The sequence below is a fragment of the Agromyces sp. NBRC 114283 genome (assembly GCF_030268405.1).
Taxonomy (GTDB): Bacteria; Actinomycetota; Actinomycetes; order Actinomycetales; family Microbacteriaceae; genus Agromyces; species Agromyces mediolanus.
Genome location: NZ_BSQP01000001.1, coordinates 1,809,803 through 1,832,485, shown reverse-complemented (window position 1 = coordinate 1,832,485; position 22,683 = coordinate 1,809,803). Strand labels below are relative to the sequence as shown.

The 22,683-nt window shown below is 72.7% G+C and carries 19 protein-coding genes; 10 read left to right on the top strand and 9 right to left on the bottom strand.

From position 1 onward, the window contains the following. Positions 1 to 105: 105 nt before the first annotated feature. The 3 genes from QSJ60_RS08860 (at position 106) to QSJ60_RS08850 (ending at position 3,504) form a co-directional block, all read left to right on the top strand. On the top strand, positions 106 to 1,125 hold the full coding sequence (locus QSJ60_RS08860) for an endonuclease/exonuclease/phosphatase family protein (RefSeq protein WP_308084982.1): 1,020 nt from the start codon (positions 106 to 108) through the stop codon (positions 1,123 to 1,125). Positions 1,126 to 1,206: 81 nt separating this feature from the next. Then, the gene (locus QSJ60_RS08855; protein WP_230766187.1) at positions 1,207 to 2,781 is read left to right on the top strand and encodes an aminopeptidase P family protein; all 1,575 of its coding nucleotides are present in this window, start codon (positions 1,207 to 1,209) and stop codon (positions 2,779 to 2,781) included. A gap of 111 nt (positions 2,782 to 2,892) precedes the next feature. Beyond that, a complete protein-coding gene (locus QSJ60_RS08850) occupies positions 2,893 to 3,504 on the top strand; it encodes a hypothetical protein (protein ID WP_285463352.1) in 612 nt (203 codons plus the stop codon). Positions 3,505 to 3,583: 79 nt separating this feature from the next. On the opposite strand, the gene QSJ60_RS08845 is transcribed toward QSJ60_RS08850, so the two are convergent. Further along, positions 3,584 to 4,432, bottom strand: coding sequence for a YflT domain-containing protein (locus QSJ60_RS08845; protein WP_285463351.1), 849 nt, complete (start codon positions 4,430 to 4,432; stop codon positions 3,584 to 3,586). 272 nt (positions 4,433 to 4,704) lie between these two features. On the opposite strand from QSJ60_RS08845, the gene QSJ60_RS08840 reads away from it, so the two are divergent. From QSJ60_RS08840 to QSJ60_RS08830, 3 genes are read left to right on the top strand one after another with little or no spacing between them, the layout of a single operon-like run. Next, a complete protein-coding gene (locus QSJ60_RS08840; protein WP_189084582.1) occupies positions 4,705 to 6,036 on the top strand; it encodes a magnesium transporter MgtE N-terminal domain-containing protein in 1,332 nt (443 codons plus the stop codon). Continuing rightward, the gene (locus QSJ60_RS08835; RefSeq protein WP_189084581.1) at positions 6,023 to 6,541 is read left to right on the top strand and encodes a DUF1003 domain-containing protein; all 519 of its coding nucleotides are present in this window, start codon (positions 6,023 to 6,025) and stop codon (positions 6,539 to 6,541) included. The genes QSJ60_RS08840 and QSJ60_RS08835 overlap by 14 nt, the downstream gene beginning before the upstream one ends. Next, positions 6,528 to 7,748, top strand: a complete 1,221-nt coding sequence (locus QSJ60_RS08830) for an Mrp/NBP35 family ATP-binding protein (RefSeq protein ID WP_502871382.1) — start codon at positions 6,528 to 6,530, stop codon at positions 7,746 to 7,748. Before QSJ60_RS08835 ends, QSJ60_RS08830 begins: the two co-directional genes overlap by 14 nt. Positions 7,749 to 7,852: 104 nt before the next feature. Here QSJ60_RS08830 and QSJ60_RS08825 read toward each other — a convergent pair whose 3' ends face one another. Further along, positions 7,853 to 9,379, bottom strand: a complete 1,527-nt coding sequence (locus QSJ60_RS08825; RefSeq protein ID WP_285463349.1) for a pyridoxal phosphate-dependent decarboxylase family protein — start codon at positions 9,377 to 9,379, stop codon at positions 7,853 to 7,855. Further along, complete coding sequence (locus tag QSJ60_RS08820) at positions 9,376 to 10,788, bottom strand: MFS transporter (RefSeq protein ID WP_285463347.1); 1,413 nt, start codon at positions 10,786 to 10,788, stop codon at positions 9,376 to 9,378. Before QSJ60_RS08820 ends, QSJ60_RS08825 begins: the two co-directional genes overlap by 4 nt. Positions 10,789 to 10,844: 56 nt before the next feature. Between QSJ60_RS08820 and QSJ60_RS08815 the strand changes: the two genes are divergently transcribed. Further along, positions 10,845 to 12,395 carry a succinic semialdehyde dehydrogenase gene (locus tag QSJ60_RS08815; protein WP_285463346.1) on the top strand — a complete coding sequence of 517 codons (1,551 nt, stop codon included), beginning with the start codon at positions 10,845 to 10,847 and terminating at the stop codon, positions 12,393 to 12,395. Between the two features lie 60 nt (positions 12,396 to 12,455). Here the strand turns inward: QSJ60_RS08815 and QSJ60_RS08810 are convergent, their stop codons facing one another. Further along, complete coding sequence (locus QSJ60_RS08810; protein WP_230766195.1) at positions 12,456 to 12,848, bottom strand: sec-independent translocase; 393 nt, start codon at positions 12,846 to 12,848, stop codon at positions 12,456 to 12,458. A gap of 86 nt (positions 12,849 to 12,934) precedes the next feature. Here QSJ60_RS08810 and QSJ60_RS08805 point away from each other — a divergent pair, with 86 nt between their 5' ends. Continuing rightward, on the top strand, positions 12,935 to 13,567 hold the full coding sequence (locus QSJ60_RS08805) for an O-methyltransferase (protein WP_230766196.1): 633 nt from the start codon (positions 12,935 to 12,937) through the stop codon (positions 13,565 to 13,567). Positions 13,568 to 13,678: 111 nt separating this feature from the next. On the opposite strand, the gene QSJ60_RS08800 is transcribed toward QSJ60_RS08805, so the two are convergent. The 3 genes from QSJ60_RS08800 to dapE form a co-directional block, all read right to left on the bottom strand. Beyond that, positions 13,679 to 13,849 (bottom strand): DUF3117 domain-containing protein, encoded by a 171-nt coding sequence (locus QSJ60_RS08800; RefSeq protein WP_189084574.1) that lies wholly within the window; start codon positions 13,847 to 13,849, stop codon positions 13,679 to 13,681. 95 nt (positions 13,850 to 13,944) lie between these two features. Then, positions 13,945 to 15,147, bottom strand: coding sequence for a putative hexosyltransferase (locus QSJ60_RS08795; protein ID WP_285463344.1), 1,203 nt, complete (start codon positions 15,145 to 15,147; stop codon positions 13,945 to 13,947). A 47-nt stretch (positions 15,148 to 15,194) separates the two neighbouring features. Further along, positions 15,195 to 16,295: a succinyl-diaminopimelate desuccinylase gene (gene dapE, locus QSJ60_RS08790; protein WP_285463343.1), complete on the bottom strand. Its 1,101-nt coding sequence runs from the start codon at positions 16,293 to 16,295 to the stop codon at positions 15,195 to 15,197. 121 nt (positions 16,296 to 16,416) lie between these two features. Between dapE and dapD the strand changes: the two genes are divergently transcribed. Beyond that, the gene (gene dapD, locus QSJ60_RS08785) at positions 16,417 to 17,376 is read left to right on the top strand and encodes a 2,3,4,5-tetrahydropyridine-2,6-dicarboxylate N-succinyltransferase (RefSeq protein ID WP_285463342.1); all 960 of its coding nucleotides are present in this window, start codon (positions 16,417 to 16,419) and stop codon (positions 17,374 to 17,376) included. A gap of 89 nt (positions 17,377 to 17,465) precedes the next feature. Continuing rightward, a complete protein-coding gene (locus tag QSJ60_RS08780; protein ID WP_502871381.1) occupies positions 17,466 to 20,036 on the top strand; it encodes a penicillin acylase family protein in 2,571 nt (856 codons plus the stop codon). Between the two features lie 63 nt (positions 20,037 to 20,099). On the opposite strand, the gene QSJ60_RS08775 is transcribed toward QSJ60_RS08780, so the two are convergent. Continuing rightward, positions 20,100 to 21,431 carry a citrate synthase gene (locus QSJ60_RS08775; protein ID WP_189084570.1) on the bottom strand — a complete coding sequence of 444 codons (1,332 nt, stop codon included), beginning with the start codon at positions 21,429 to 21,431 and terminating at the stop codon, positions 20,100 to 20,102. Between the two features lie 146 nt (positions 21,432 to 21,577). Beyond that, on the bottom strand, positions 21,578 to 22,681 hold the full coding sequence (gene dapC / locus QSJ60_RS08770) for a succinyldiaminopimelate transaminase (RefSeq protein WP_230766202.1): 1,104 nt from the start codon (positions 22,679 to 22,681) through the stop codon (positions 21,578 to 21,580). Positions 22,682 to 22,683: the final 2 nt, after the last annotated feature.

The window sequence follows — 22,683 nt, the reverse complement described above, 5'->3', positions numbered from 1 at the left end:
CCGGCGAGGCATCCCTCCTCCTCCACAGCTCCGCCTCAGCCGACTCCCAGCGATCGCACGGCGGATGCCCCGGCGTCGCCGCGGGCCGCCGCCTAGGTTGGAGGGATGCTGCTCCGTCTGCTCGGCTGGCTCGTCGTGCTCGCCTCCGCCGTCATCGGCGCCGTGCTCGTCTGGCCGCAGGGCGTCGGCCTGCAGGACCAGTGGGTCGCCGCGCACGTGGTCGCCCTGCGGGGCGCGGGCGTCCTCGTCGGCGTCGTCGCGGCCGTCGTATTCGCGCTCCTCGCCCTCGGCCGCCGCGTCCGCCCCTTCGCCGCCGCCATGCTGACGGTGAGTCTGCTCTTCGCGGGCGGCAACGCGGCGGTGCTCGCGGTGCGCGGGATCGGCGGTTCGGATGCCTCGTCGGCCGACGCGGTCACGGTGCTGGCGTGGAACACGCTCGGCGAGGAGCCCGACGCCGCGGTCGTCGCCGAGCTCGCGCTCGAGCGCGGCGCCGACATCGTCGTGCTGCCCGAGACCACCGAGCCGTTCGGCGAAGAGGTCGCGCTCGCGATGCGCGACGGCGGCAGCCCGATGTGGGTGCATTGGCAGGCCTTCGACGACATCGCGAAGGCCCGATCGACGACGCTGCTCGTCTCGAGCGAGCTCGGCGAGTACACGGTCGTCAGTCCCGACTGGCCCGGGCCGCCCGACAACACCAACACGGTGCCCTCGCTCGTCGCAGTGCCGGTCGACGGCGACGGCCCGCGGATCGTCGCCGTGCACGCCGTCGCCCCGGTGCGCTGGGAGCTGCGCAACTGGCGCAGCGACCTCGGCTGGATCGCCGAGCAGTGCGCCGGCGACAACGTGATCATGGCGGGCGACTTCAACGCCACGGTCGACCACTTCGCGGGGCTCGGCAGCGAGGGCGGCGACCTCGGCCGCTGCGCCGACGCCGCGAACGCCGCGGGGGCCGCCGGAGTCGGCACCTGGCCGACCGACGTGCCCGCGCTGCTCGGCAGTCCCATCGACCACGTGCTGGCGACGCCGGACTGGACGGTCGAGTCCTTCCAGGTCGTCGACTCGCTCGACGCCTCCGGCAGCGACCACCGGCCCGTCGTGGCCTCCCTCGTCCGCGCCGGCGACTGAGCCCGCCGTCCTCAGCGCGGCCCTCCTCGGGCAGGGCTGCTCCCGGCCGCCATCCACCTTCCGGGTGCGAGAATGGGGGGCATGGCCACGAGCGATACTTCGACGACGACCGCGCCCGAGGGCGCGAGCGAGCACAGCGACGAGCAGAGCGGACGCAACGCGAACCGTTCGACGACCCCCGGTTCCGAGGGTTTCAAGGACTTCATCGGCAGCGGCTGGGCCGAGCGCGACGAGGCGCTCCCCGCTGCACGCCGCCAGGCGCCGTACGCGGCCGAGCGCCGCGCAGCGATCTCGGCGCAGTTCCCGGGTCAGCGCCTGGTGGTGCCCGCGGGCGACATGAAGCAGCGGGCGAACGACACCGACTACCCGTTCCGCGCCCATTCGGCGTTCGCGCACCTCACCGGCTGGGGCTCCGACAGCGAGCCCGGCGCCGTGCTCGTGCTCGAGCCGAACAGCGCCGGCGGGCACGACGCCACCGTCTACTTCCGCGAGCGCGCCGGCCGCGACTCCGAGGAGTTCTACGCGAACCCGGCGATCGGCGAGTTCTGGATCGGCGCCCGTCCCTCGGTCGCGCACGTCGCCGCCGAGCTCGCGCTCGCGGCCGCCGACCTCTCCGGCTTCGACGCGGTCGTCGACGCCACCGACACGGCCACCCTGATCGTCCGCGAGGCCGACCCCGCGGTCACCGAGCGCATCGACCACGCACGCATCCGCTTCGCCGCCGAGCGCGCGCTCAGCGAGAACGCGCAGGACGCGCCCTTCTCGCTCGAGGTCGGCGGCGAGCACGAGCCCGACGCCGACTTCGCGCGCGCCCTGAGCGAGCTGCGGCTCACGAAGGACGAGTACGAGCTCGCGGAGCTCCGCGCCGCCGTCGACGCCACCCAGCGCGGCTTCACCGAGGTGCTGCAGGAACTCCCCCGCATCACGAGCGAGGTGCGCGGCGAGCGCGTCATCGAGGGCGTCTTCGCCACCCGCGCCCGCCTCGAGGGCAACGACGTCGGCTACGGCTCGATCGCCGCGGCCGGTCCGCACGCGACGATTCTGCACTGGACCCGCAACGACGGCCCCGTCGTCCCCGGCGACCTCGTGCTGCTCGACGCCGGCGTCGAGATGGACAGCTACTACACCGCCGACATCACCCGCACCTTCCCGGTGAACGGCGAGTTCAGCGCTGTGCAGCGCCAGGTCTACGAGGCGGTGCTCGAGGCCGCCGACGCCGCCTTCGCGATCGTGCGCCCCGGCATCGTCTTCCGCGAGGTGCACGCGGCCGCCATGGCCGTCATCGCCCGCAAGACCGCCGAGTGGGGCTTCCTGCCCGTGTCGGCCGAGGAGTCGCTGCAGCCCGACAACCAGTTCCACCGCCGCTACATGGTGCACGGCACGAGCCACCACCTCGGACTCGACGTGCACGACTGCGCTCAGGCACGACGCGAGCTCTACCTCGATGGCGAGCTGCAGGAGGGCATGGTGTTCACCATCGAGCCCGGCCTCTACTTCCAGCCCGACGACCTGACGGTGCCCGAGGAGTTCCGCGGCATCGGCGTTCGCATCGAGGACGACATCGTCGTCACCGCCGACGGCGCGGTGAACCTCTCCGCCGCGATCCCCCGCACGGCCGCCGAGGTCGAGGCCTGGGTCCGGGGCGCGCGCGGCTGAGGCGGTGAGGCCGGGGCGGTAAACGTCCCGGCCTCTGCACGTCCCGGGCGCTCGCGCGACTCGGGGCGGGCACCGAGGTCTGATCTCGCGATCCGCTGCTAGATTCCGGCCATGACGCTTTCGCCCCTGCGGCCGCTCACCACGCTCGCGACCGCCGCCCTCGCCGTGCTCGTGTTCAGCGGGTGCGTCGCCGAAGCGCGAGGCGCAGCGTCCGCTCCGCCGACTGCAGCCGTCGACGTGGCCGACCGCGGTGCGCCTCCCCCGCCGGCAGCGGAATCCGCACCGCCGACGATCGCCGGCCCCATTGACGTGGATCCGGCGGGTTTCACGAGCGAGGTGGTCGCCGGCTACGTGTTCAGCGCGGGCGACGCCGACTGCCAGATTCAGCCGGGAGGCTCCGGAACCGAACCGTCGTTCGGCTGCGCGATCGGCGCCGGCCAGCAATGGGCGTGGGCGGACACCGAGTTCGCCGACGAGTGCGCCGCGCGAACGGAGTTCGGGTGCCGGAACGGGCTCGTCGTGCGCGGATCGGCGTCGCCCGAGCCGCGGCTGAACACGGATGCGGACTTCGGTGGGTACCACCCCGACGTCGAACTCGCCTCGACTGAGCGCATCGTCGTCGACTCGGTCTCCTGCGAGCGCGACGGTGCCGGAGTGCGGTGCGGCAACAGCAAGTCCGGGCACGGTTTCACGTTGTCGGCAGCGAGCATCGAAGCCTGGTGAGGCGAACTCCGCGCCGAGGATGACGCGACGCGGGGATCTTCGGGGCGGACCGGCTCTCGGGCGACCCGACTCGAGTCGGTCAGTCGCGCGGGCGCTTGGCGTCGGAGCTCGGCGCTTCGGGCGCCGGATCCGCCGTGCTCTCGGCGGGCGCGGATGCCTCGGCCGCCGCGGCCTCGCGCGCAGCCTGCTCAGCTGCGGCACGCTGCTCCGCCGCCCGGGCCGCCGCCTCGCGGGCCTTCGCGCGGCGCTCGGCGTCCAGCGCTTCGCCGTAGGTCAGCGGGCGCCCCTCCTCACCAGAGCCCTCGGCCGGGGCCGCCGGTCCGGCAGTCGCCGTCGGCGCATCCACGACGGGCGTGGCGCTCGCACTCGATCGGGCGGCGTCGTCGCGCGACGACCAGCCGGTGGACCACCCGCCGCCGGTCTGCGTCGCAGCGGGCGGCGCGTCGACGCCGAGCACATTGCGTGCGCGGTCGACGTGCTGCGGTTCGGCGATGATCGCGTACCTGGTGGCGAGCACCTGCATGACCGAGGTGAAGTCCCGCCGTCGGCGGTTGATCGAGTAGGAGACGAGTCCGAAGACCATGCCGAAGCCGGCTCCGATGAGCACCGCGGCGCCCAGGATGCCGAGCGTCGGCCCGCTCGGCGCGAAGATGAAGAACAGCAGGCCCAGGAAGAGCCCGAACCACGCGCCGGACAGCGCACCGCCGCCCGCGACGCGCCCCCAGGTGAGCTTGCCGGTGATGCGCTCGACGCTCGTGAGGTCGGTGCCGACGATGGCGAGCTCCTTCACCGGGAACTCGGCCTTCGCGAGCCGGTCGACGGCGGCCTGCGCCTCGGCGTAGGTCTCGTAGCTCGCGACCGTCTCACCCTTGGGCAGGGTCGGGAACGCTTGGGCCAGGCGGCCGCCGAACGGCGAAGAGCTGCTCATGGCGCCATTGTCCCACGCGCACCTCGGCTGAGCCGGAGAATCGTGCCCGGAACGGACGCGCCAGGAGCGAACACGACTGGCTGGTCCGCTGAGCCCGTCGAAGCGCCCACCTGGTCCGCTGAGCCCGTCGAAGCGGAAGCACCCCCTCGACGAGCTCGGGGAACCACCCCACCCCTCGACGAGCTCGGGGAACCACCCCACCCCTCGACGAGCTCGGAGCGCCGGGGCCCCGACGGGCTCCGCGTTCAGGACCGGGGACTAGGTTGGTATCCGTGAGCGCCACGAGAGTCTTCGTCGCCCGACTTGCCGGGTGCGCCGTCTTCGACCCCGCCGGCGATCGGGTCGGCCGCGTGCGCGATGTCCTCGTCGTCTACCGCAAATCGGACCCGCCCCGGGTCGTCGGGCTCATCGTCGAGGTGCCGGGCAAGCGCCGCGTCTTCCTCTCCATCGGCCGTGTCACCTCCATCGGCGGCGGCCAGGTCATCACAACCGGGCTCATCAACCTCCGCCGCTTCGAGCAGCGCGGCGGTGAGGTGCGCGTCATCGCCGAGATGCTGGGCCGCAAGGTCGCCTTCAACGACGGCAGCGGGCAGGCCACCATCGAGGACGTCGCGATCGAGGAGCGCGAGCCCGGCGAGTGGGAGGTCGACCAGCTCTTCGTGCGCCGGCCGAAGGCGAGCGCCTCGCCGTTCGCGAAGGGGCAGTCCGCGTACGTCACCTGGCGCGAGGTCCGCGAGGCGAACGCGCCGGGAGAGGCGCAGTCCGCCGAGCAGCTCATCGCGACGTACTCCGAGCTGAAGCCCGCCGACCTCGCCAACACCCTGCTCGACCTGCCGCCCCAGCGCCGCCAGGAGGTCGCCGAGGAGCTCCCCGACGAGCGCCTCGCCGACGTGCTCGAGGAGATGCCCGAGTCGGAGCAGGTCACGATCCTCGCAGGCCTCGGCGACGACCGCGCCGCCGACGTGCTCGACCGCATGCAGCCCGATGACGCCGCCGACCTCATCGCCCAGCTGCCCGAGGAGCGCGGCGAGCACCTGCTCGAACTCATGGAGCCCGAGGAGGCGGAGGACGTGCGTCTCCTGCTCTCCTACGGCCCCGACACGGCCGGCGGTCTGATGACCACGGAGCCCATCATCGTCTCGGCCGACGCGACCGTCGCGGAGGGGCTCGCGCTCATCCGCCGGCACGACCTGCCGCCCGCGCTCGGCGCCGCGGTCTGCGTCACCCTGCCGCCGTACGAGGCGCCGACCGGGCGCTTCCTCGGCATCGTGCACTTCCAGCGGATGCTCCGCTACCCGCCGCACGAGCGGCTGGGCTCGCTCATCGACCAGGGCCTCGAGCCGGTACGCGCCGACACCTCGGCCGCGGAGGTCAGCCGCATCCTCGCGAGCTACGACCTCGTCTCGGTGCCGGTCGTCGACGAGAAGCATCGACTCGTCGGGGTGGTGACCATCGATGACGTGCTCGACTACCTGCTTCCGGACGACTGGCGAAGTCACCCCGAGGAGGACGAACTCACTCGCCGGGCGACCGCCCGCGCGCAGCTGACCACGGGGAGCATCCCCATCCCGCAGGGAAGGAGGGCAGGCGATGGCACGCGCTGACGACGACCGGCGATTCGACACCCCGAAGGGCATGCTGCGATCGTCGCCCTTCCGCCTCTCGGGCGACCGCGACCGATTCGGCCGCTTCACCGAGTGGGTGGCGCGGGCGATGGGCACGCCCTGGTTCCTGCTCGGCCTGACGGTGTTCTGCGTCGCCTGGTTGATGTGGAACAGCTACGCCCCCGAGGAGTGGCGCTTCGACTCGCAGGCGTTCGGCTTCACGGTGCTGACGCTGATCCTCTCCCTGCAGGCGAGCTACGCCGCGCCGCTCATCCTGCTCGCGCAGAACCGCCAGGATGACCGCGACCGCGTGCAGATCCAGCAGGACCGTCAGCGCGCCGAGCGCAACCTCGCCGACACCGAGTACCTCGCCCGCGAGGTCGTCGCGCTCCGCCTCGCCGTGAAGGAGCTCGCCTCGAAGGAGTTCATCCGTCAGGAGCTGCGCCAGATCCTCGACGAGCTCGACCGCCGCGACGAGGAGGAGGCGGAGCATGCCGCATCCTGACGCCGACGCGGGCGCCGCAGTGCCCACGGGCGGAAGCGGGATGTCCCCCGCCGAGCTCGAGCGTCGCGTCTCCGCAGCGCTCGGCGGCGTGACCGATCCGGAGATCCGTCGGCCGCTGCCCGAGCTGGACATGATCGAGTCGGTGACGGCCGACGAGTCGGGCCGTGTCCGGGTGGTCGTCCGGCTCACCATCGTCGGCTGCCCGGCATCCGACCGCATCGAGCGCGACGTCCGCACGGCCGCCGAGTCCGTGGCCGGCGCCGGCAACGCCGACGTCGAACTCACCGTGATGACGCCCGCCCAGCGGAACGCCCTCACCGAGCGACTGCGCGCCGGCCGCCCGCGCGGCAACCCCTTCGGGCCGGGCACCCTGACCCGGGTGATCGCGATCACGAGCGGCAAGGGCGGCGTCGGCAAGTCGACGATCACGGTGAACCTCGCCGTCGCGCTCGCCGCGCGCGGTCTCGCGGTGGGCCTCGTCGACGCCGATGTGCACGGCTTCTCGATCCCCGCCCTCCTGGGCCTCGTCGACGCGGAGGGCACCCCGGCCAAGCCGACGCGGGTCGACGAGATGATCCTGCCGCCCGTGGCGCACGGGGTGAAGACCATCTCGATCGGCATGTTCATCGAGCCGACGGAGCCCGGCCAGCGCGCGTCCTCGGTCGCCGTGGCCTGGCGCGGACCGATGCTGCACCGCACGCTCTCGCAGTTCCTCACCGACGTCTACTTCGGTGACCTCGACGTGCTCCTCGTGGATCTTCCACCGGGGACGGGCGACATCGCCATCTCGCTCGGCCAGCTGCTGCCGAACGCCGAGGTGGTCGTCGTGACGACCCCGCAGCCGGCGGCGGCCGACGTCGCCGAGCGCTCGGGGGTCGTCGCCCGACAGACCGGTCAGCGGCTCATCGGCGTCGTCGAGAACATGGCCGGCCTCGCCGGACCGGACGGCACGGTGCTCGAGCTGTTCGGCTCTGGCGGCGGCGCCGAGGTCGCCCGGCGGCTCTCAGAGGGGCAGGACGCCCCGGTGCCCCTGCTCGCGAGCGTGCCGTTGTCGGTCGCGCTCCGGGAGGGCGGCGACGCCGGCGATCCGGTCGTGCACGCCGCACCCGACGATCCGGCCGCACGCGCGATCGAACAGCTGGCGGGCGAGCTCGCGGCCCGTCCGCGCAATCTCGCCGGCCGGCGTCTCGACGTCTCGCTCCGCTGACGCGGCCCACCCCAGACTTGCCCGACTTTCATGAAAGTCGGGCAAGTCGAAAATCCTCGAGTTGCCCGACTTTCATGAAAGTCGGGCACGTCGAGAAGCTGGGGTCAGGATGCCTCGACGGGCTCCACGGCACACGCCAGGAGCTCGACGAGCAGCCGCTCGGTGAGCGGCCGCGGCAGGACCTCGACGAGGGCGAGCACCGGCGCGAGCCGCGTCGCGAGCGGCTCCTCGCCGCCGAGCAGTCCCAGCGAGCCGAGCAGCCCGGCCGCCTGGTCCGAGCCCAGCTCGAGCGGTCCGGCTGCGCCCGCGCCGCTGTCGGCGCTCGGCAGGAGCGCCGCGGCGAGCTCCGGCCGGGCGGCGAGGAACTCGCCGAGCACCGCGGCGCCGTCGATCGGCGGCAGGCCGCGCACCGCGTCGGCCGCGCCGACGAGCGCCGGCAGCAGTTCGGGCAGCACCCGCTCGGTCACGGGCGTGACGGTGAGATGCGCGGTGCGCGGAAGCGCCGCTCCCCCAGGCTGGGCGAAGCCGGGCTGCAGCTGCAGTTGCCAGCCCGCGGCGAGCGCGGCGTCGGCCCAGCGGTGCGGGTCGACCCGCTGCTCGGGCTCGACGTCGAGATCGGATTCGACCGCGAGCAGCGGTCCGGTCGGCTCGCCGACGAGGCGCAAGCCGGCGATGCCGCGCACGGCGTCGATGATCGCGGCCGTCGCTCTGGCCGCCTCGGCGGTCAGCTCGGCGAAGCCCGGACGCCCGAGGGCCTGCGTGATCGCCCAGGCCGCGGCGAGCGGACCGGCGGGCTTCGAGCCGGCGAGGGTGGGGTTCACGACCGGGTAGCCGGGCCATCCCGTCGTCGCGAAGTACTGGTGCCGCTGGCGGTCGCGACCGCGGGTGAGCAGCACCGAGACGCCCTTGGGCGCGTAGCCGTACTTGTGCAGGTCGGCGGAGAGGCTCGTGACGCCCGGGACGCGGAAGTCCCAGGCGGGGAGCGGCTCGGGCCAGAACGCGAGCGCGAAGCCGCCGATGCAGGCGTCGACGTGGAGCGGGACGCCCGCAGCCTCGGCGAGCGCCGCGATCTCGGCGACGGGGTCGAGCGAGGCGAAGGGGTACGAGGGGGCGCTCACGACCGCGAGCGCCACGTCGGGCCCGAGCCGCTCGGCGAAGGCCGCAGGGTCGGGGCGTCCGTCGTAGCCGCTCACGGGGACGAGTTCGAGCTCGAGGTCGAAGAGCTCGGCGGCCTTGTGGAAGGCGGCGTGCACGGTCGACGGGGCGACGAGGCGGGGGCGTCCGGTGCCGCCTGCCGCCCGCCAGACGTCGCGGGCGGTCTTCACGGCGAGCAGACAGCTCTCGGTTCCGCCGGAGGTGGCCGAGCCGACGACGTCGGCGTCGCCGTGGAAGGCCTCGCGGGCGAAGGCGAGGAGCTCGCGCTCCATGACCGCGACCGAGGTGAACGTGGTGGGGTCGAGTCCGTTCACCGGCTGCACGAGTCGGGCGGCACCTGCGGCGAGCTCGTCGAGTTCGGCCCGGCCGGAGTCGTAGACGTAGGAGAGCACCCGTCCGCCGTGGGTCGGCGCGTCGCCCTCGCGGAGCGCGCCGAGGCGTGCGAGCACCTCGGCCGGGTCCTGCTGGAAGCTCATGCGGTCGTCCTCTCCTCTCCGGCGAGCGCGGCGCCGGCGTCGTCGTCGATGTCCTCGCGCCGGAGCCGGTAGCCGCGCAGCGAGACGAGGCTCGCGGCGACGAGCACGGCGGGAACGACGCTGAAGGCGATCGCGATGCCGGCGACGGCGGAGTCCGGCTGCTGCACGGTGACGCCGGCGGTCGATTCCAGGTAGCCGGTGAGCGCGAGCACGATCGTGAGCACGGTCGCGCCGAGCGCCATGCCCGCGGTCTCCCCCGCGGTCCACACGCCCCCGAAGCTGCCGGCCCGATCGAGGCCGCTCCGGCGCGCGTCGTGCGAGATGACGTCGGGCAGCATCGCCATGGGCAGCGACTGCATGCCGGCGTACGCAGCCCCGGCGATCGCGACGGGCGCGTACACCCACGCACCGGGTGTCCAGACGAGCGCGACCATGCTCGTCGCGGCGAGCGCGAAGAGCGCGCTCGCGACGACGAAGCCGCGCTCCTTGCCGATGCGCCGCGCGACGAGCTGCCAGAGCGGCGTCACGAGCACGGCGGGGGCGATGAGGGAGACGAACAGGAGCGTGACGGCCTGTTCGTCGCGGAGCACCCAGGTCGCGACGAACTGGGCGCCGGCCAGCATGAGGCCGGTGGCGAGGCCCTGCAGCACGAAGGTGCCGAGCAGCGCGCGGAACGGGGCGCTGCGACGGAGGGCGGCGAAGCCCTCCCGGTAGCCCGCGAGCGCGCCCGCGGCGGTCGTCGCGGCACGGTCGGGCACGGGAGCGCTCGCGGGGGGCGCGCCGCTCCGGCGCGGGGCGATCGTCGTCGCCACGAGCATGCCGGCGCCGATCGCGAGCCCGGCGACGACCGCCATGACGAGGTAGCCGACGTGCTCGTCCGCGAAGGCGCCGCGCAGCTCGGGGCCGCCGGCGCCGAAGAGCAGGATGGCGACGGTGAGGACGACGACGCGCCAGGTGAGCAGCCTCGTGCGCTCGTCGTAGCCGCGGGTGAGCTCGGCGGGCAGGGCGATGTAGGGCACCTGGAAGAGGCTGAAAAAGGTCGCGGTCGCGAGGAACGCGAGGAACACCCAGATCCCGGATGCCACGGGGCCGAGGCCGGGCACGACCGCGAAGGTCAGCGCGAAGCCGATCGGCAGCCCGATCGCCCCGATCAGCATGCCGCGCCGGCGGCTGCCGCTCGTGGCGAGCGCACGGTCGCTGCGTCCGCCGATCCAGGGGTCGATGAGGACGTCCCACACCTTGGCGGCGGTGACGACCGCGCCGGCCGCGAGCGCGGCCACGCCAAGGGTGTCGGTCAGGTAGTAGACGAGGACGAGTCCTGGCAGCGTCGCGAAGCCGCCGGTGCCGATCGAGCCGATCGCGTAGCGGGTGACGACACCGCGCGACAGCGTGCGCTCCGGTGCGGGCATGGAGGCAGCCTAGGGCATCAGGGCTCGAAGTGGGACAGTTGACCTAGACTGTGCGCATGCCAGCGCAGACGGCCTTCGACGCCCTGTACGCGAGCCTCGACGACGATGTGGTCGCCTCGGGCTCCGTCACCCGCCCCGTGCCCACTCCGTCCACCGGCGAGACGCTCCACGAGCTGCCGCAGTCGAGCGCCGACGACGTGCGCGACGCGATCTCGCGCGCGCGGCTCGCGCAGCTCGCCTGGGCCCGTGCCGGCTTCGCGCACCGCCGTCGGGTCCTCCTCCGCGCGCACGAGCTGCTGCTCGAGCGGCGGGAGCTGCTCCTCGACCTCATCCAGCTCGAGAGCGGCAAGACCCGCGGGCAGGGCTTCGAGGAGATCTTCCAGGCGGCGTCCGTGACCCGCTACAACGCCCTCGCCGCGAAGCGGGTGCTGCGCGGACGACGCCGGCGCAGCGGCATCCCGACCGTCGCGACGACCCGGGTGCGCTACCGCTCGAAGGGCGTCGTCGGTGTCATCACGCCGTGGAACTACGCGCTGAGCCTCGCCGCCATGGACGTCGTGCCGGCCCTCGCCGCCGGCTGCGCCGTGGTGCAGAAGGCCGACGACCAGGGCGCGCTCTCCATCCTCGCGCTGCGCCGCGCCTTCATCGAGGCCGGCGTGCCGGAGGCGCTCTGGGCGGTCGTCGCGGGCCCGGCCGGCGAGGTCGGCGAGGCGCTGACCGACGAGGTCGACTACGTCTGCTTCACCGGGTCGACCGCCACCGGGCGCAAGATCGCCGAGAAGGCCGGGCGTCGCCTCGTCGGGGCCTCGCTCGAGCTCGGCGGCAAGAACCCGCTCATCGTGCTCGACGACGTCGACCCCGAGCGGGCGGCGGCCAACGCGGCCCACGCCTGCTTCTCGGCGATGGGCCAGCTGTGCGTGTCGATCGAGCGCATTTACGTGCACCGCGCGGTCGCCGGCCCATTCCAGAAGGCGCTCGTCGCCGAACTGGCGGCGGCGAAGCTCGGGTCGGCGCTGGACTTCGACGCCGACTTCGGCTCGCTCGCCTCCGCCGCCCAGCTCGAGCGCGTCACCGGCCACCTCGACGACGCGGTCGCGAAGGGCGCCACCGTTCTCGTCGGCGGCACGCCGCGCCCCGACGTCGGCCCCTGGTTCTTCTCGCCGACCGTGCTGACGGGCGTCACGCCCGAGATGCGTGTGTACGCCGAGGAGACCTTCGGCGCCATCGCCTCGCTCTACCTCGTCGACAGCGAGGAGGAGGCGATCCAGGCCGCCAACGCGAGCGAGTACGGGCTGAACGCGGCGATCTTCACCGGATCCGTCGCTCGGGGTCAGCGTGTTGCCGAGCGGCTCGAGGCCGGCAGCGTGAACATCAACGAGGGCTACCGCGGCACGTTCGCCTCGGTCGCTGCGCCGATGGGCGGGCAGAAGCAGTCCGGCGTCGGCCGGCGCAACGGTCCGGAGGGCCTGCTGCGCTTCGTCGAGCCGGTCACGATCTCGGCGACGACGGGTCTGCTGCAGCTCCCCCGCTGGGCGGGCGAGTACCGCGAGCAGGCTCCGCTGCTGCTCCTGCTCGCCCGGGGGCTGGCGGCGCTGCGCCGCCGCTGAGGGACGGATGCCTCGGCGCCACACTCGGCGCCGGCAGCCCTCGCACGGCCGAGGCCCGGCTCAGGTCGCTTCGGAGTCGAACGGCGCCGCCTCGTCGGCGCCGAGGGCCTCGCGCTTGCGCTTGCGCTGCAGGTAGGCGGAGTTCTCGTTCACCGAGGCGCGGGCGACGACCGGCTTCGGCGCTTCCTCGGCGAAGGGGTCGACGTCGGAGAGGGCCTCGCGGATGATCCGTCGCGGATCGTACTGCCGCGGGTCGAGCTTCTTCCAGTCGACGTCGTCGAAGTCCGGACCCATCTCCTCGCGCATGCGGTCCTTCGCACCGCTCGCGAGGTCGCGGAGCGAGCGCACGAGCCGGCCGAGCTGCGCCGCGTAGTGCGGCAGTCGCTCCGGGCCGAGCAGGAAGACGGCGATCACCCCGATGATGAGGAGTTTCTCGAACGTCAGACCGAACACTCATACAGGATAGTCGGCGGCGAGGCGCACGAGCACACCCCGCGGCCACCCCTATCCTTGGGGGTTGAGAGAGCGGGAGACCGGAAGTGTCCGAACACGACCTGAACTGGAAGTACGCCGATGACGCCGTCGTCGAGAGCGACGCGATCGTCCGCGCCCGACAGCAGTCCCTCGAGCTCGGCATCGACCCGGTCTCGCCCGCGGTCGGCGCGCAGCTGGCCCTGCTCGCCGCCGCCAGCCGCGCCGAGTCGATCATCGAGCTCGGCACCGGCGTGGGTGTCTCGGGGCTGTGGATGCTGCGGCACGCCCGCGGCGCCATGCTCACGTCGATCGACACCGAGACCGAGTACCAGCAGCACGCCCGGCAGCACTTCGCCGACGCCGGTGTGCAGGCGGCCCGCATCCGGCTCATCACCGGCCGCGCCGGCGAGGTGCTCCCCCGCATGAACGAGAGCTCGTACGACCTCGTGTTCGTCGACGCCGACGCGGCCTCGGTGATCGAGTACGTCGAGCACGGCCTCCGGCTCGCCCGGCCAGGCGGCAGCGTCGTCGTCGCGCACGCGCTCTGGCGCGGCCGCGTGGCCGACCCCGCGAAGCGGGACGAGACGGCGACCGCCTTCCGCTCGCTCATCTCGGAGCTCGAGGCATCCCCCGCGGTCGCGACGGCCATCTCGCCGGTCGGCGACGGCCTGCTGCAGATCGTGCGGCTCGGCTCCTAAGTCAAAGGGCGCCTGAGCCCGAGACGCCGAGAGGCCCGAGCGCTGCTGCGCTCGGGCCTCTCTCGTGGCGCTGAGCCGCGGGTGCGTCATCGGCACCCGGCTCGACGCGTCTCAGACGTTGACTACGCCCCCGAGCACGTCGTACAGCTCTTTCGCCTCGGCGTCGTTGACCGACACCACGAGACGTCCCCCGCCCTCGAGCGGCACACGCACGATGATGAGTCGCCCCTCTTTCACAGCCTCCATCGGCCCGTCTCCGGTGCGTGGCTTCATAGCCGCCATTGAGTTACCCCTTTCGTGGCTGAGCTTCCATTATCTGCCATGTCAGGAGTCCTTCGGAAATCCCGGGCGAGTTGTGTGAAGAATTCACTCGCGCGTCAGGGCGGACTCCAGTCGTACGCGGACACCGCCCAGCACACGTGCAGCCACACCCACTGCAGGGCCAGGAACACGACGACGATGCTCCAGCGGTACCACCGCGCGCGTGGCGCGGCGAGCGCACCGACGAGCGGGAACATCGGCATCACGATGCGGAACGTGCTCGACTGCGGGAAGAACACCGCGAGCAGGTAGAGGGCGTAGGAGACGAGCCAGAGGCGGATGTCGGTGCCGAGCCGTCGCACGGCGGGCAGCAGCAGCACGACGGCGAACGCGCCGATCACCGCGACGACGCCGACGATGCCGACCCACGCCGGGAGCCCGACGAAGTGCGCCCACCAGGCCCCGCCCTGGAACCACGCGGTGAACGGGACGAGCTCCTGGTGCCCGATGTAGCCGGCGCGCCAGGCCAGCTCCGTCTCCGTGTAGCCGGCCGGGTCGCCGGTCACCGCCCACACGATGCCCGGCCAGGCGAAGCCGACCGCGGCGGCGAAGAGCCCGACGCCGATGACGACGAGCTGCTCGCGCAGCGGGAACGGGTCGTCGCGCCGCCGCCACCAGCGCACGATGAAGTGCAGCCCGAGGGTGAGCGCGAAGGCGAGCGCCCCCGGCCGGGTGAACGCCCACACCGCGAGCACCGGCACGAGCCATCCGTATCGCCGCTCGACGAGGAGGAGCAGGGCGACGGCGAGCAGCAGGGCGCCGAGCGACTCCGCGTAGCCGAACTGCATGATCGGCGAGACGGGCGCGACCGCGAACAGCACGATCGCGAACATCGCACGGTCGGGCTCGAGGAAGCGGGACAGCAGCCGGTGCAGCACGAGGGCGGCGCCGAGGCCCGCGGCGAACGCGACGAGCACCGAGGCGACGTTCCAGCCGACGCCGAGGAAGGTCACGCCCCGTACGAGCGCCGGGAACACCGGTAGGAACGCCCAGGCGTTCTCGGCGACGTGTCCGCCGTCGTCGAGCGGCAGCTCGCTCGGGTAGCCGCTCGTCGCGATGATCTGGTACCAGCGGGCATCCCAGAGGTTCGAGAAGGCGAAGAGGTCGGGCTTCCCACCGGTCCACGCGTTCGCGAGCTGGCCGTCGGCGAAGATCAGCACGAACACGGTCGTGACGGCGCGCGCGGCGACCCAGATGAGGGCGATGCGCCCCCACCACGGCAGGAGCCGCCAGCGCACGCGCGGCGACCACCGCGACACCCTGACCGTCTCTGGCGACGGCGCGGCGGACACCGGCATCGGATGCCTCAGGCAGCGCCGCTGAGCCAGGCGCGCAGGGCGCGCTCGCAGTCGATGATCTGGTGCACCGCGACGCGCTCGTCGTCGGCGTGCGCCTTCAGCGGGTCGCCGGGGCCGAAGTTCACGGCGGGCACCCCCATCGCGCTGAACCTGGCGACATCCGTCCAGCCGTACTTCGGCCGCGCCTCCGCACCGACGGCGCGCACGAACTCCTGCGCGAGCGGGTCGTCGAGCCCGGGGCGCGCACCGTCCGCGGCATCCACGACGACGACGTCGTAGCCCTCGAAGAAGGCCGTGACGAACGCCGCAGCGTCGGCGGCGGACTTCGACGGCGCGAAGCGGTAGTTCACCGCGAGCACCGCCTCGTCGGGGATGACGTTGCCGGCCACGCCCCCGTTCACGACGACCGCGTTCAGCCCCTCGCGGTACGCCAGACCGTCGACCTCGACCGTCTCGGCCTCGTAGGCGGCGAGTTTCGTGAGCGCGGGAGCGAGCTTGTGGATGGCGTTGTCGCCGACCCAGCTCCGGGCGGAGTGGGCGCGGACGCCGTGCGTGCGCACCTCGGCGCGGAGGGTGCCGTTGCAGCCGCCCTCGACCTGCCCGTTCGACGGTTCGCCGAGGATCGCGAAGTCCCCGGCGAGCAGCTCCGGCCGCGTGCGGGCGATGCGCCCGAGGCCGTTGAGCGCCGCGGAGACCTCTTCGTGGTCGTACCAGACCCAGGTGACGTCGACGGCGGGCTCGGCGAGTTCTGCGGCCAGTTTCAGCTGCACCGCGACGCCGGCCTTCATGTCGACGGTGCCGCGACCCCAGAGGAACTCGGCGCCGTCGGGGTCGGTCTCGAAGCGGCTCGGCACGTTGCCGTTGATCGGCACGGTGTCGAGGTGGCCGGCGATGACGACGCGCCGGTCACGGCCGAGATTCGTGCGCGCGACGACGGCGTCGCCGTCGCGGATGACCTCCAGGTGGGATGCCCCGGCGAGCGCCTGCACGACGAGGTCGGCCAGCGCCCGCTCCTCTCCCGAGACGCTCGGGACGTCGCAGATCGCCCGCGTGATCGTCACGACGTCCGCGGCGAGGTCGAGGGCGTGGGTGGCGTGTGCGTCCGGCATCCCCCGAGTCTATGCGGGCGGCTCCGGTCCGGTCGGGCGTCTCCGGTCCGGTCGGGCATCTCAGGGGCATCGGGTGGACCGCGGGCGTCACACCCCTGCCGCGCTCGATACGCTGGAAGGCATGTCCGCGAACGCCGCCCCCGCCTCCGACCGCCGCGCCTGGGCCGACGGCCTCGCCACGATCGCCGCCGACGGCACGGTGCTCGACGCCTGGTTCCCGTCCCCCGCCCTCGGCGGCCTGCCCGCCGGCCGTGAGCGCTGGATCCTGCCCGCCGAGATCGAAGCGCTCACCGGCGCCGACGAGCGCCGAGCCGTCACCATCGAGGCGGTCACCGTCGAGATCGAGCTCGATGCGGCGCCCGCCGGCACCGCCGACGCCTACCTCCGGCTGCACCTGCTCTCGCACCTCCTGGTCCGGCCGAACGGGCTGAACCTCGACGGGATCTTCGGGCACCTGCCTGCCGTCGTCTGGACGAATGCCGGCCCCGTGCACCCGAGCGACTTCGACCGGCTTCGCCCGGCCCTCCAGCGGCACGGCATCCACGCCACCGGCCTCGACAAGTTCCCGCGGCTGCTCGACTACGTCACCCCCGAGCGGGTGCGCATCGCCGACGCCTCCCGCGTGCGCCTCGGCGCGCACCTCGCGCCGGGCACGACGGTGATGCACGAGGGCTTCGTGAACTTCAACGCCGGCACGCTCGGCTCCTCGATGGTCGAGGGGCGCATCTCGCAGGGCGTCGTCGTCGGCGACGGCAGCGACATCGGCGGCGGCGCCTCGATCATGGGCACCCTCTCGGGCGGCGGCACCCAACGCGTCGAGATCGGCGAGCGCGCCCTGCTCGGCGCGAACTCGGGCATCGGCATCTCGATCGGCGACGACTCCGTCGTGGAGGCCGGCCTCTACGTGACGGCCGGCACGAAGGTCGCGATCGTGGGCGACGGCGAGGAGCGCACCGTGAAGGCGCTGGAGCTCTCCGGGCAGCCCGGGCTGCTCTTCCGGCGCAACTCGCTGAACGGCCGGGTCGAGGTGCTGTCCCGCTCGGGCAGCGGGGTCGTGCTGAACGAGGCGCTGCACGCCTGACGGCCCGGCCGCTACCGGAAAGCGGGCTTCCGGTACAGTGAGTGCCCAGGCCGCCGTGTGGCGGCCGCCGTCATGCGCGTCACGAGGGAGTGGCATTGGGCACGGATGCACCGCGGACCCGTCGTTCGGGTCTGCTGAAGTTCCTCATCGGGCTGCTCGTGACCGTGCTCGTCCTCGCGGGCGCCGGCTGGGGCGTCGGCTGGTGGACGGTGCAGCGCTCCTTCCCGCAGACGAGCGGCACCGTCGACGTGCCCGGGCTCGAGGCCGAGGTCACCGTCGAGCGCGATGACGCCGGCGTGCCGACGATCGTCGCGACGAGCGACCACGACCTCTTCCTCGCCCAGGGCTACGTGCACGCGCAGGACCGCTTCTGGGAGATGGACTTCCGCCGCCACGTCACCGCCGGCCGGCTCGCCGAGCTCTTCGGCGCCTCGCAGGTGCCGACCGACACCTTCATCCGCACCCTGAACTGGCGAGGCGTCGCCGAGCAGGAGTACGCGCTCCTCGACGAGGGCACCCGTGCGATCTACGACGCCTACGCGGACGGCGTGAACGCCTACCTCGCGGAGCGCAGCGGCGCCGAGCTCTCGCTCGAGTACGCGGTGCTCGGCCTGCAGAACCCGGGCTACTCCCCCGAGCCGTGGACGGCCGTCGACTCCATCGCGTGGCTCAAGGCGATGGCCTGGGACCTCCGCAGCAACCTCGAGGACGAGATCGATCGGGCGCTGCTCGCGACGGAGCTGCCGCCCGAAGAGGTCGCCCGGCTCCACCCGGGGTTCCCCTTCGGGTCGATGCCCACCATCGTCGGCGGGCCGGCCGCATCGGCCGCTCCCGCGTCCAGCGGCGAGCCATTGCCCATCGGCGCAAGCCCGGCGGATGCCTCGGACGGGCGTACCGACGAGGCCGCCGCCGCCCTGCGCCAACTCCGCGGCGCGCTCGACGGCCTCCCCGAGCTGCTCGGTCCGGCGGGCGGAGAGATCGGGTCCAACTCCTGGGTCGTCTCGGGCGTGCACACCGAGTCGGGGCTCCCGCTCCTCGCGAACGACCCGCACCTCGGGCCCGCGATGCCGTCGATCTGGTACCAGATGGGGCTGCGCTGCGCCGAACGCTCGGATCGCTGCGGATACGACGTGGCCGGATACACCTTCTCCGGGCTGCCCGGTGTCGTCATCGGGCACAACGACCGCATCGCCTGGGGGTTCACGAACCTCGGCCCGGACGTCGCCGACCTGTTCCTCGAACGCGTCGAGGGCGACGAGTACGAGCTCGACGGGGTCCGGCATCCGCTCGAACTCCGCGAGGAGACGATCGAGGTCGCCGGCGGCGACCCCGTCGTCGTGACCGTGCGCTCGACCGGCCGCGGCCCCCTCGTCACCGGGATCGGCGAGAGCTTCGCGCGGATCGCCGAGTCAGCCGATGCGGCGGATGCGGGCACGGGGTCCATCGAGCTCTCGCTCGAGTGGACGGCGCTCACCCCGGGCCGCACGGCGCAGGCGATCTTCGCCCTGAATCGCGCACAGGACTGGGCGGGATTCCGGCAGGCCGCCGCCCTCTTCGACGTGCCGAGTCAGAACCTCGTCTACGCGGACGTCGATGGGAACATCGGCTACCAGGCCCCCGGCGACATCCCGATCCGCACCGCGGGCGACGGCACGGTGCCCCTGCCGGGCTGGACGAGTGCGAACCGCTGGGCCGGCGCCGTCCCCTTCGAGGAGCTCCCCTCGCTCCTCAACCCCGAGCGCGGCGTCATCGTCACCGCGAACAACGCCGTCACCGCCGACGGCCCCTTCCTCACCGCGGACTGGGATCTCGGCTACCGCGCCGACGGCATCGAACGCCGCTTGGCCGAAGCGCTCGACGGCGGCGCGAAGCTCGGCGCCGAGGACCTCGCCGCGATCCAGCTCGACACCCGAGACGCGAACGCCGAGGCGTTCCTCCCGCTCATCGCGGAGCTGCAGCTGACGGGGGACGCGAAGGCCGGCGCCGACTACCTCGCCGGCTGGGATGCGCATGCCGACGCGGACAGCGGTCAGGCCGCCTACTTCGCGGTGTTCTGGCGCACCCTGCTCGACGACATGTTCGGCGAGCTCCCCGAGGGCACGCGCCCGGTCGGCGGCGACCGCTGGTTCAGCGTCGTCGCCACACTCCTCAGCGACCCGGAGTCGCCTTGGTGGAGTGACGAGCAGCGCGGGGTGAACGGCCGCGACGCGATGATCGCGGACGCCCTCGGCACTGCCTGGTCCGAGGTGCGAAGCCTGCTCGGCTCGAACCCCGAGCGGTGGAGCTGGGGCGAGCTGCACACCCTGACGCTCACGAACCAGAGCTTCGGCGAGTCCGGCATCGCGCCGATCGAGTGGCTCTTCAACCGCGGCCCGTTCCGGCTCGGCGGCGGCTCGGCGATCGTCAACGCGATCGGCTGGGATGCCTCGCTCGGCTACGGCGTCGACTGGGTGCCCTCGATGCGCATGGTGGTCGACCTCGCCGACTTCGACGGCTCCACCTGGGTGAACCTCACCGGGGCGTCCGGGCACGCCTTCCACCGGAACTACGACGATCAGGCCCCGCTCTGGCAGCGGGGCGAGCAGCGCCCGTGGACGTACTCGCCGGAGGCGGTGGCTGCGGCATCCGTCGACGCCCTGACCCTCCGTCCGGTCGGCTGAGCCGCGGCGGAAACGCGGAACGCCGGCCGCGTCACACGCGGCCGGCGTTCGAGCGACGGAGCCTCAGGCGCCCGGGTAGCGACGCTCGGGCGCCCCCGTGTACAGCTGCTGCGGACGGCCGATCTTCGTCTGCGGGTCGAGGTTCATCTCGCGCCAGTGCGCGATCCAGCCGGGCAGCCGGCCGATCGCGAAGAGCACCGTGAACATGCGCGTCGGGAAGCCCATCGCCTTGTAGATGACGCCGGTGTAGAAGTCGACGTTCGGATAGAGCCGGCGCTCCTTGAAGTAGTCGTCCTGCAGCGCGAACTGCTCAAGCTCCTTCGCGATGTCGAGGAGAGGGTCGTTCACGCCGAGGCTCTCGAGCACGGCGTCGGCCGACTCCTTGACGATCTTCGCGCGCGGGTCGTAGTTCTTGTAGACGCGGTGCCCGAAGCCCATGAGCTTCACCCCGTCCTCCTTGCGCTTCACGCGCTCGACGAACTTCGCGACGCCCTCGCCGGAGTCCTGGATGCGGGCGAGCATCTGCAGCACCGCCTCGTTCGCGCCGCCGTGCAGCGGGCCCGAGAGCGCCTGGATGCCGGCCGAGATCGACGAGTACAGGTTCGCGCCGGTCGAGCCGACGAGCCGCACTGTGGAGGTCGAGGCGTTCTGCTCGTGGTCCTCGTGCAGGATGAGGAGGCGGTCGAGCGCGCGAACGAGCGTGGGCTCGAGCACGTAGGGCTCAGCCATGTTGCCGAAGTTGAGCCGCAGGAAGTTCTCGACGAAGTTCAGCGAGTTGTCGGGGTAGAGGAACGCCTGGCCGACGCTCTTCTTGTGCGCGTAGGCGGCGATGACCGGGAGCTTCGCGAGGAGTCGCAGCGTCGTGACCTCGACATGGTCGGGGTCGTGCGGGTCGGAGGAGCCCTCGTAGTACGTGGACAGCGCGGCGACGGCGCTCGACAGCACGGACATCGGGTGCGCCGTGTGCGGCAGCGCAGAGAAGAAGCGCTTCAGGTCCTCGTGCAGCAGCGTGTGCCGGCGGACCTTGTCGTCGAAGTCGGCCAGCTGATCGGCCGTCGGCAGCTCGCCGTAGATCAGCAGCCAGGCGACCTCGAGGTAGGTCGAGTGCTCGGCGAGCTGCTCGATCGGATATCCGCGGTAGCGGAGGATGCCCTGCTCGCCGTCGATGTAGGTGATCTCGGAGCGGGTCGACGCGGTGTTCACGAAGCCGTAGTCGAGCCCGGTGAGCCCGGTCTGCCGCGTGAGCGTCGAGAGGTCGATGCTGGCGCTGCCCTGCACCGCAGGGGTGATCGGGAACTCGGCGGTGCCGCCCGGGTAGTTCAGCGTCGCGGTCGCGGGGTTCTGCCCGGCCGCGGAGTTCACGACGTCGGTCACGGCGCCTCCTGTGATCGTCATGGTGCGGTCACCTGCCTTCAAGGGTGCAGCCCGGTTGGCGGCCGCTGCCCGAGTACAGCCTAGACGCGCTCGGAGCACACTGTCGCACCCGCCAAAGCATCGCCGGATCCTTGGAGAATGCCGACAATCGACTGTGGATCAGCGCGTCAGCCGCGCAGACGAGCGGCCGCCGCCGCGATGCGCTCGTCGCTCGCGGTGAGCGACAGCCGGACGTGCTGCGGGAAGTGCACGCCGTAGAAATGCCCCGGTCCACCGAGGATGCCGAGGCCGGCGAGCCGCTCGATGCTCTCCCAGGCGTCGCGCCCCTCGGTGGCCCAGAGGTAGAGCCCGGCCTCGCTGTGGTCGATGCGGAAGCCGGCCGCCTCGAGCGCCGGCTTCAACTGCTCCCGGCGCGCCCGGTACCGCTCCTTCTGCTCGACGACGTGCCGTTCGTCGCGCAGTGCCGCGACCATCGCCTGCTGGAGCGGGAAGGGCACCATGAGACCGGCGTGCTTGCGGACGGTCGTGATGCGCGAGACGACGCCGCGGCAGCCCGCGACGAACGCCGCGCGGTACCCGGCCATGTTCGACTGCTTGGACAGCGAGTAGATCGCGAGGGTGTTGCGGCGGTCGTCGCCGATCACCCGCGGATCCAGCAGCGAGGGCACGGGGGTCTCGGCCCACTCCCCCTCCCAGCCCAGCTCGGCGTAGCACTCGTCGCTTACGATGACCGCCCCGAGCTCATGGGCGCGGGCACGGGCGGCCCGCAGCTCGTCGAGGCCGAGCACGCGGCCGTCGGGGTTGCCCGGGCTGTTCAGCCAGATGAGCTTCGTCTCGGCCGGCCACTCCGCGGGGTCGTCGGCGGCCATCGCCGTCGCCCCGACGAGCACCGCCCCCATCTCGTAGCTCGGGTAGGCCGCCTTCGGGTGGACGACGACGTCGCCCTCGCCGAGCCCGAGGAGGAACGGCAGCAACGCGACGAGCTCCTTCGAGCCGATCGTCGGCAGCACGTTCGCCTCGCTGAGGCCGGTGACGCCGCGTCGGCGTGCGAACCAGCGCACGATCTCGGCGCGCAGCTCATCGGTGCCGACCGTGGTCGGGTAGGCGTGCGCGTCGGTCGCGGCCGCGAGCGCCTCGCGCACGACGGCGGGGGTCTCGTCGACCGGCGATCCGATCGAGAGGTCGACGATGCCGCCGGGATGGGCCGCCGCGGTCTCGCGGTAGGGGGCCATCAGGTCCCACGGGTAGTCGGGAAGCTCGCCCCGCGCCATGC

Coding starts and splice junctions, on each gene's coding strand:
- QSJ60_RS08860 (WP_308084982.1), top strand. CDS start 106: ATGCTGCTCCGTCTGCTCGGCTGGCTCGTCGTGCTCGCCTCCGCCGTC.
- QSJ60_RS08855 (WP_230766187.1), top strand. CDS start 1,207: ATGGCCACGAGCGATACTTCGACGACGACCGCGCCCGAGGGCGCGAGC.
- QSJ60_RS08850 (WP_285463352.1), top strand. CDS start 2,893: ATGACGCTTTCGCCCCTGCGGCCGCTCACCACGCTCGCGACCGCCGCC.
- QSJ60_RS08845 (WP_285463351.1), bottom strand. CDS start 4,432: ATGAGCAGCTCTTCGCCGTTCGGCGGCCGCCTGGCCCAAGCGTTCCCG.
- QSJ60_RS08835 (WP_189084581.1), top strand. CDS start 6,023: ATGGCACGCGCTGACGACGACCGGCGATTCGACACCCCGAAGGGCATG.
- QSJ60_RS08830 (WP_502871382.1), top strand. CDS start 6,528: ATGCCGCATCCTGACGCCGACGCGGGCGCCGCAGTGCCCACGGGCGGA.
- QSJ60_RS08825 (WP_285463349.1), bottom strand. CDS start 9,379: ATGAGCTTCCAGCAGGACCCGGCCGAGGTGCTCGCACGCCTCGGCGCG.
- QSJ60_RS08820 (WP_285463347.1), bottom strand. CDS start 10,788: ATGCCCGCACCGGAGCGCACGCTGTCGCGCGGTGTCGTCACCCGCTAC.
- QSJ60_RS08815 (WP_285463346.1), top strand. CDS start 10,845: ATGCCAGCGCAGACGGCCTTCGACGCCCTGTACGCGAGCCTCGACGAC.
- QSJ60_RS08800 (WP_189084574.1), bottom strand. CDS start 13,849: ATGGCGGCTATGAAGCCACGCACCGGAGACGGGCCGATGGAGGCTGTG.
- dapE (WP_285463343.1), bottom strand. CDS start 16,295: ATGCCGGACGCACACGCCACCCACGCCCTCGACCTCGCCGCGGACGTC.
- dapD (WP_285463342.1), top strand. CDS start 16,417: ATGTCCGCGAACGCCGCCCCCGCCTCCGACCGCCGCGCCTGGGCCGAC.
- QSJ60_RS08775 (WP_189084570.1), bottom strand. CDS start 21,431: ATGACGATCACAGGAGGCGCCGTGACCGACGTCGTGAACTCCGCGGCC.
- dapC (WP_230766202.1), bottom strand. CDS start 22,681: ATGGCGCGGGGCGAGCTTCCCGACTACCCGTGGGACCTGATGGCCCCC.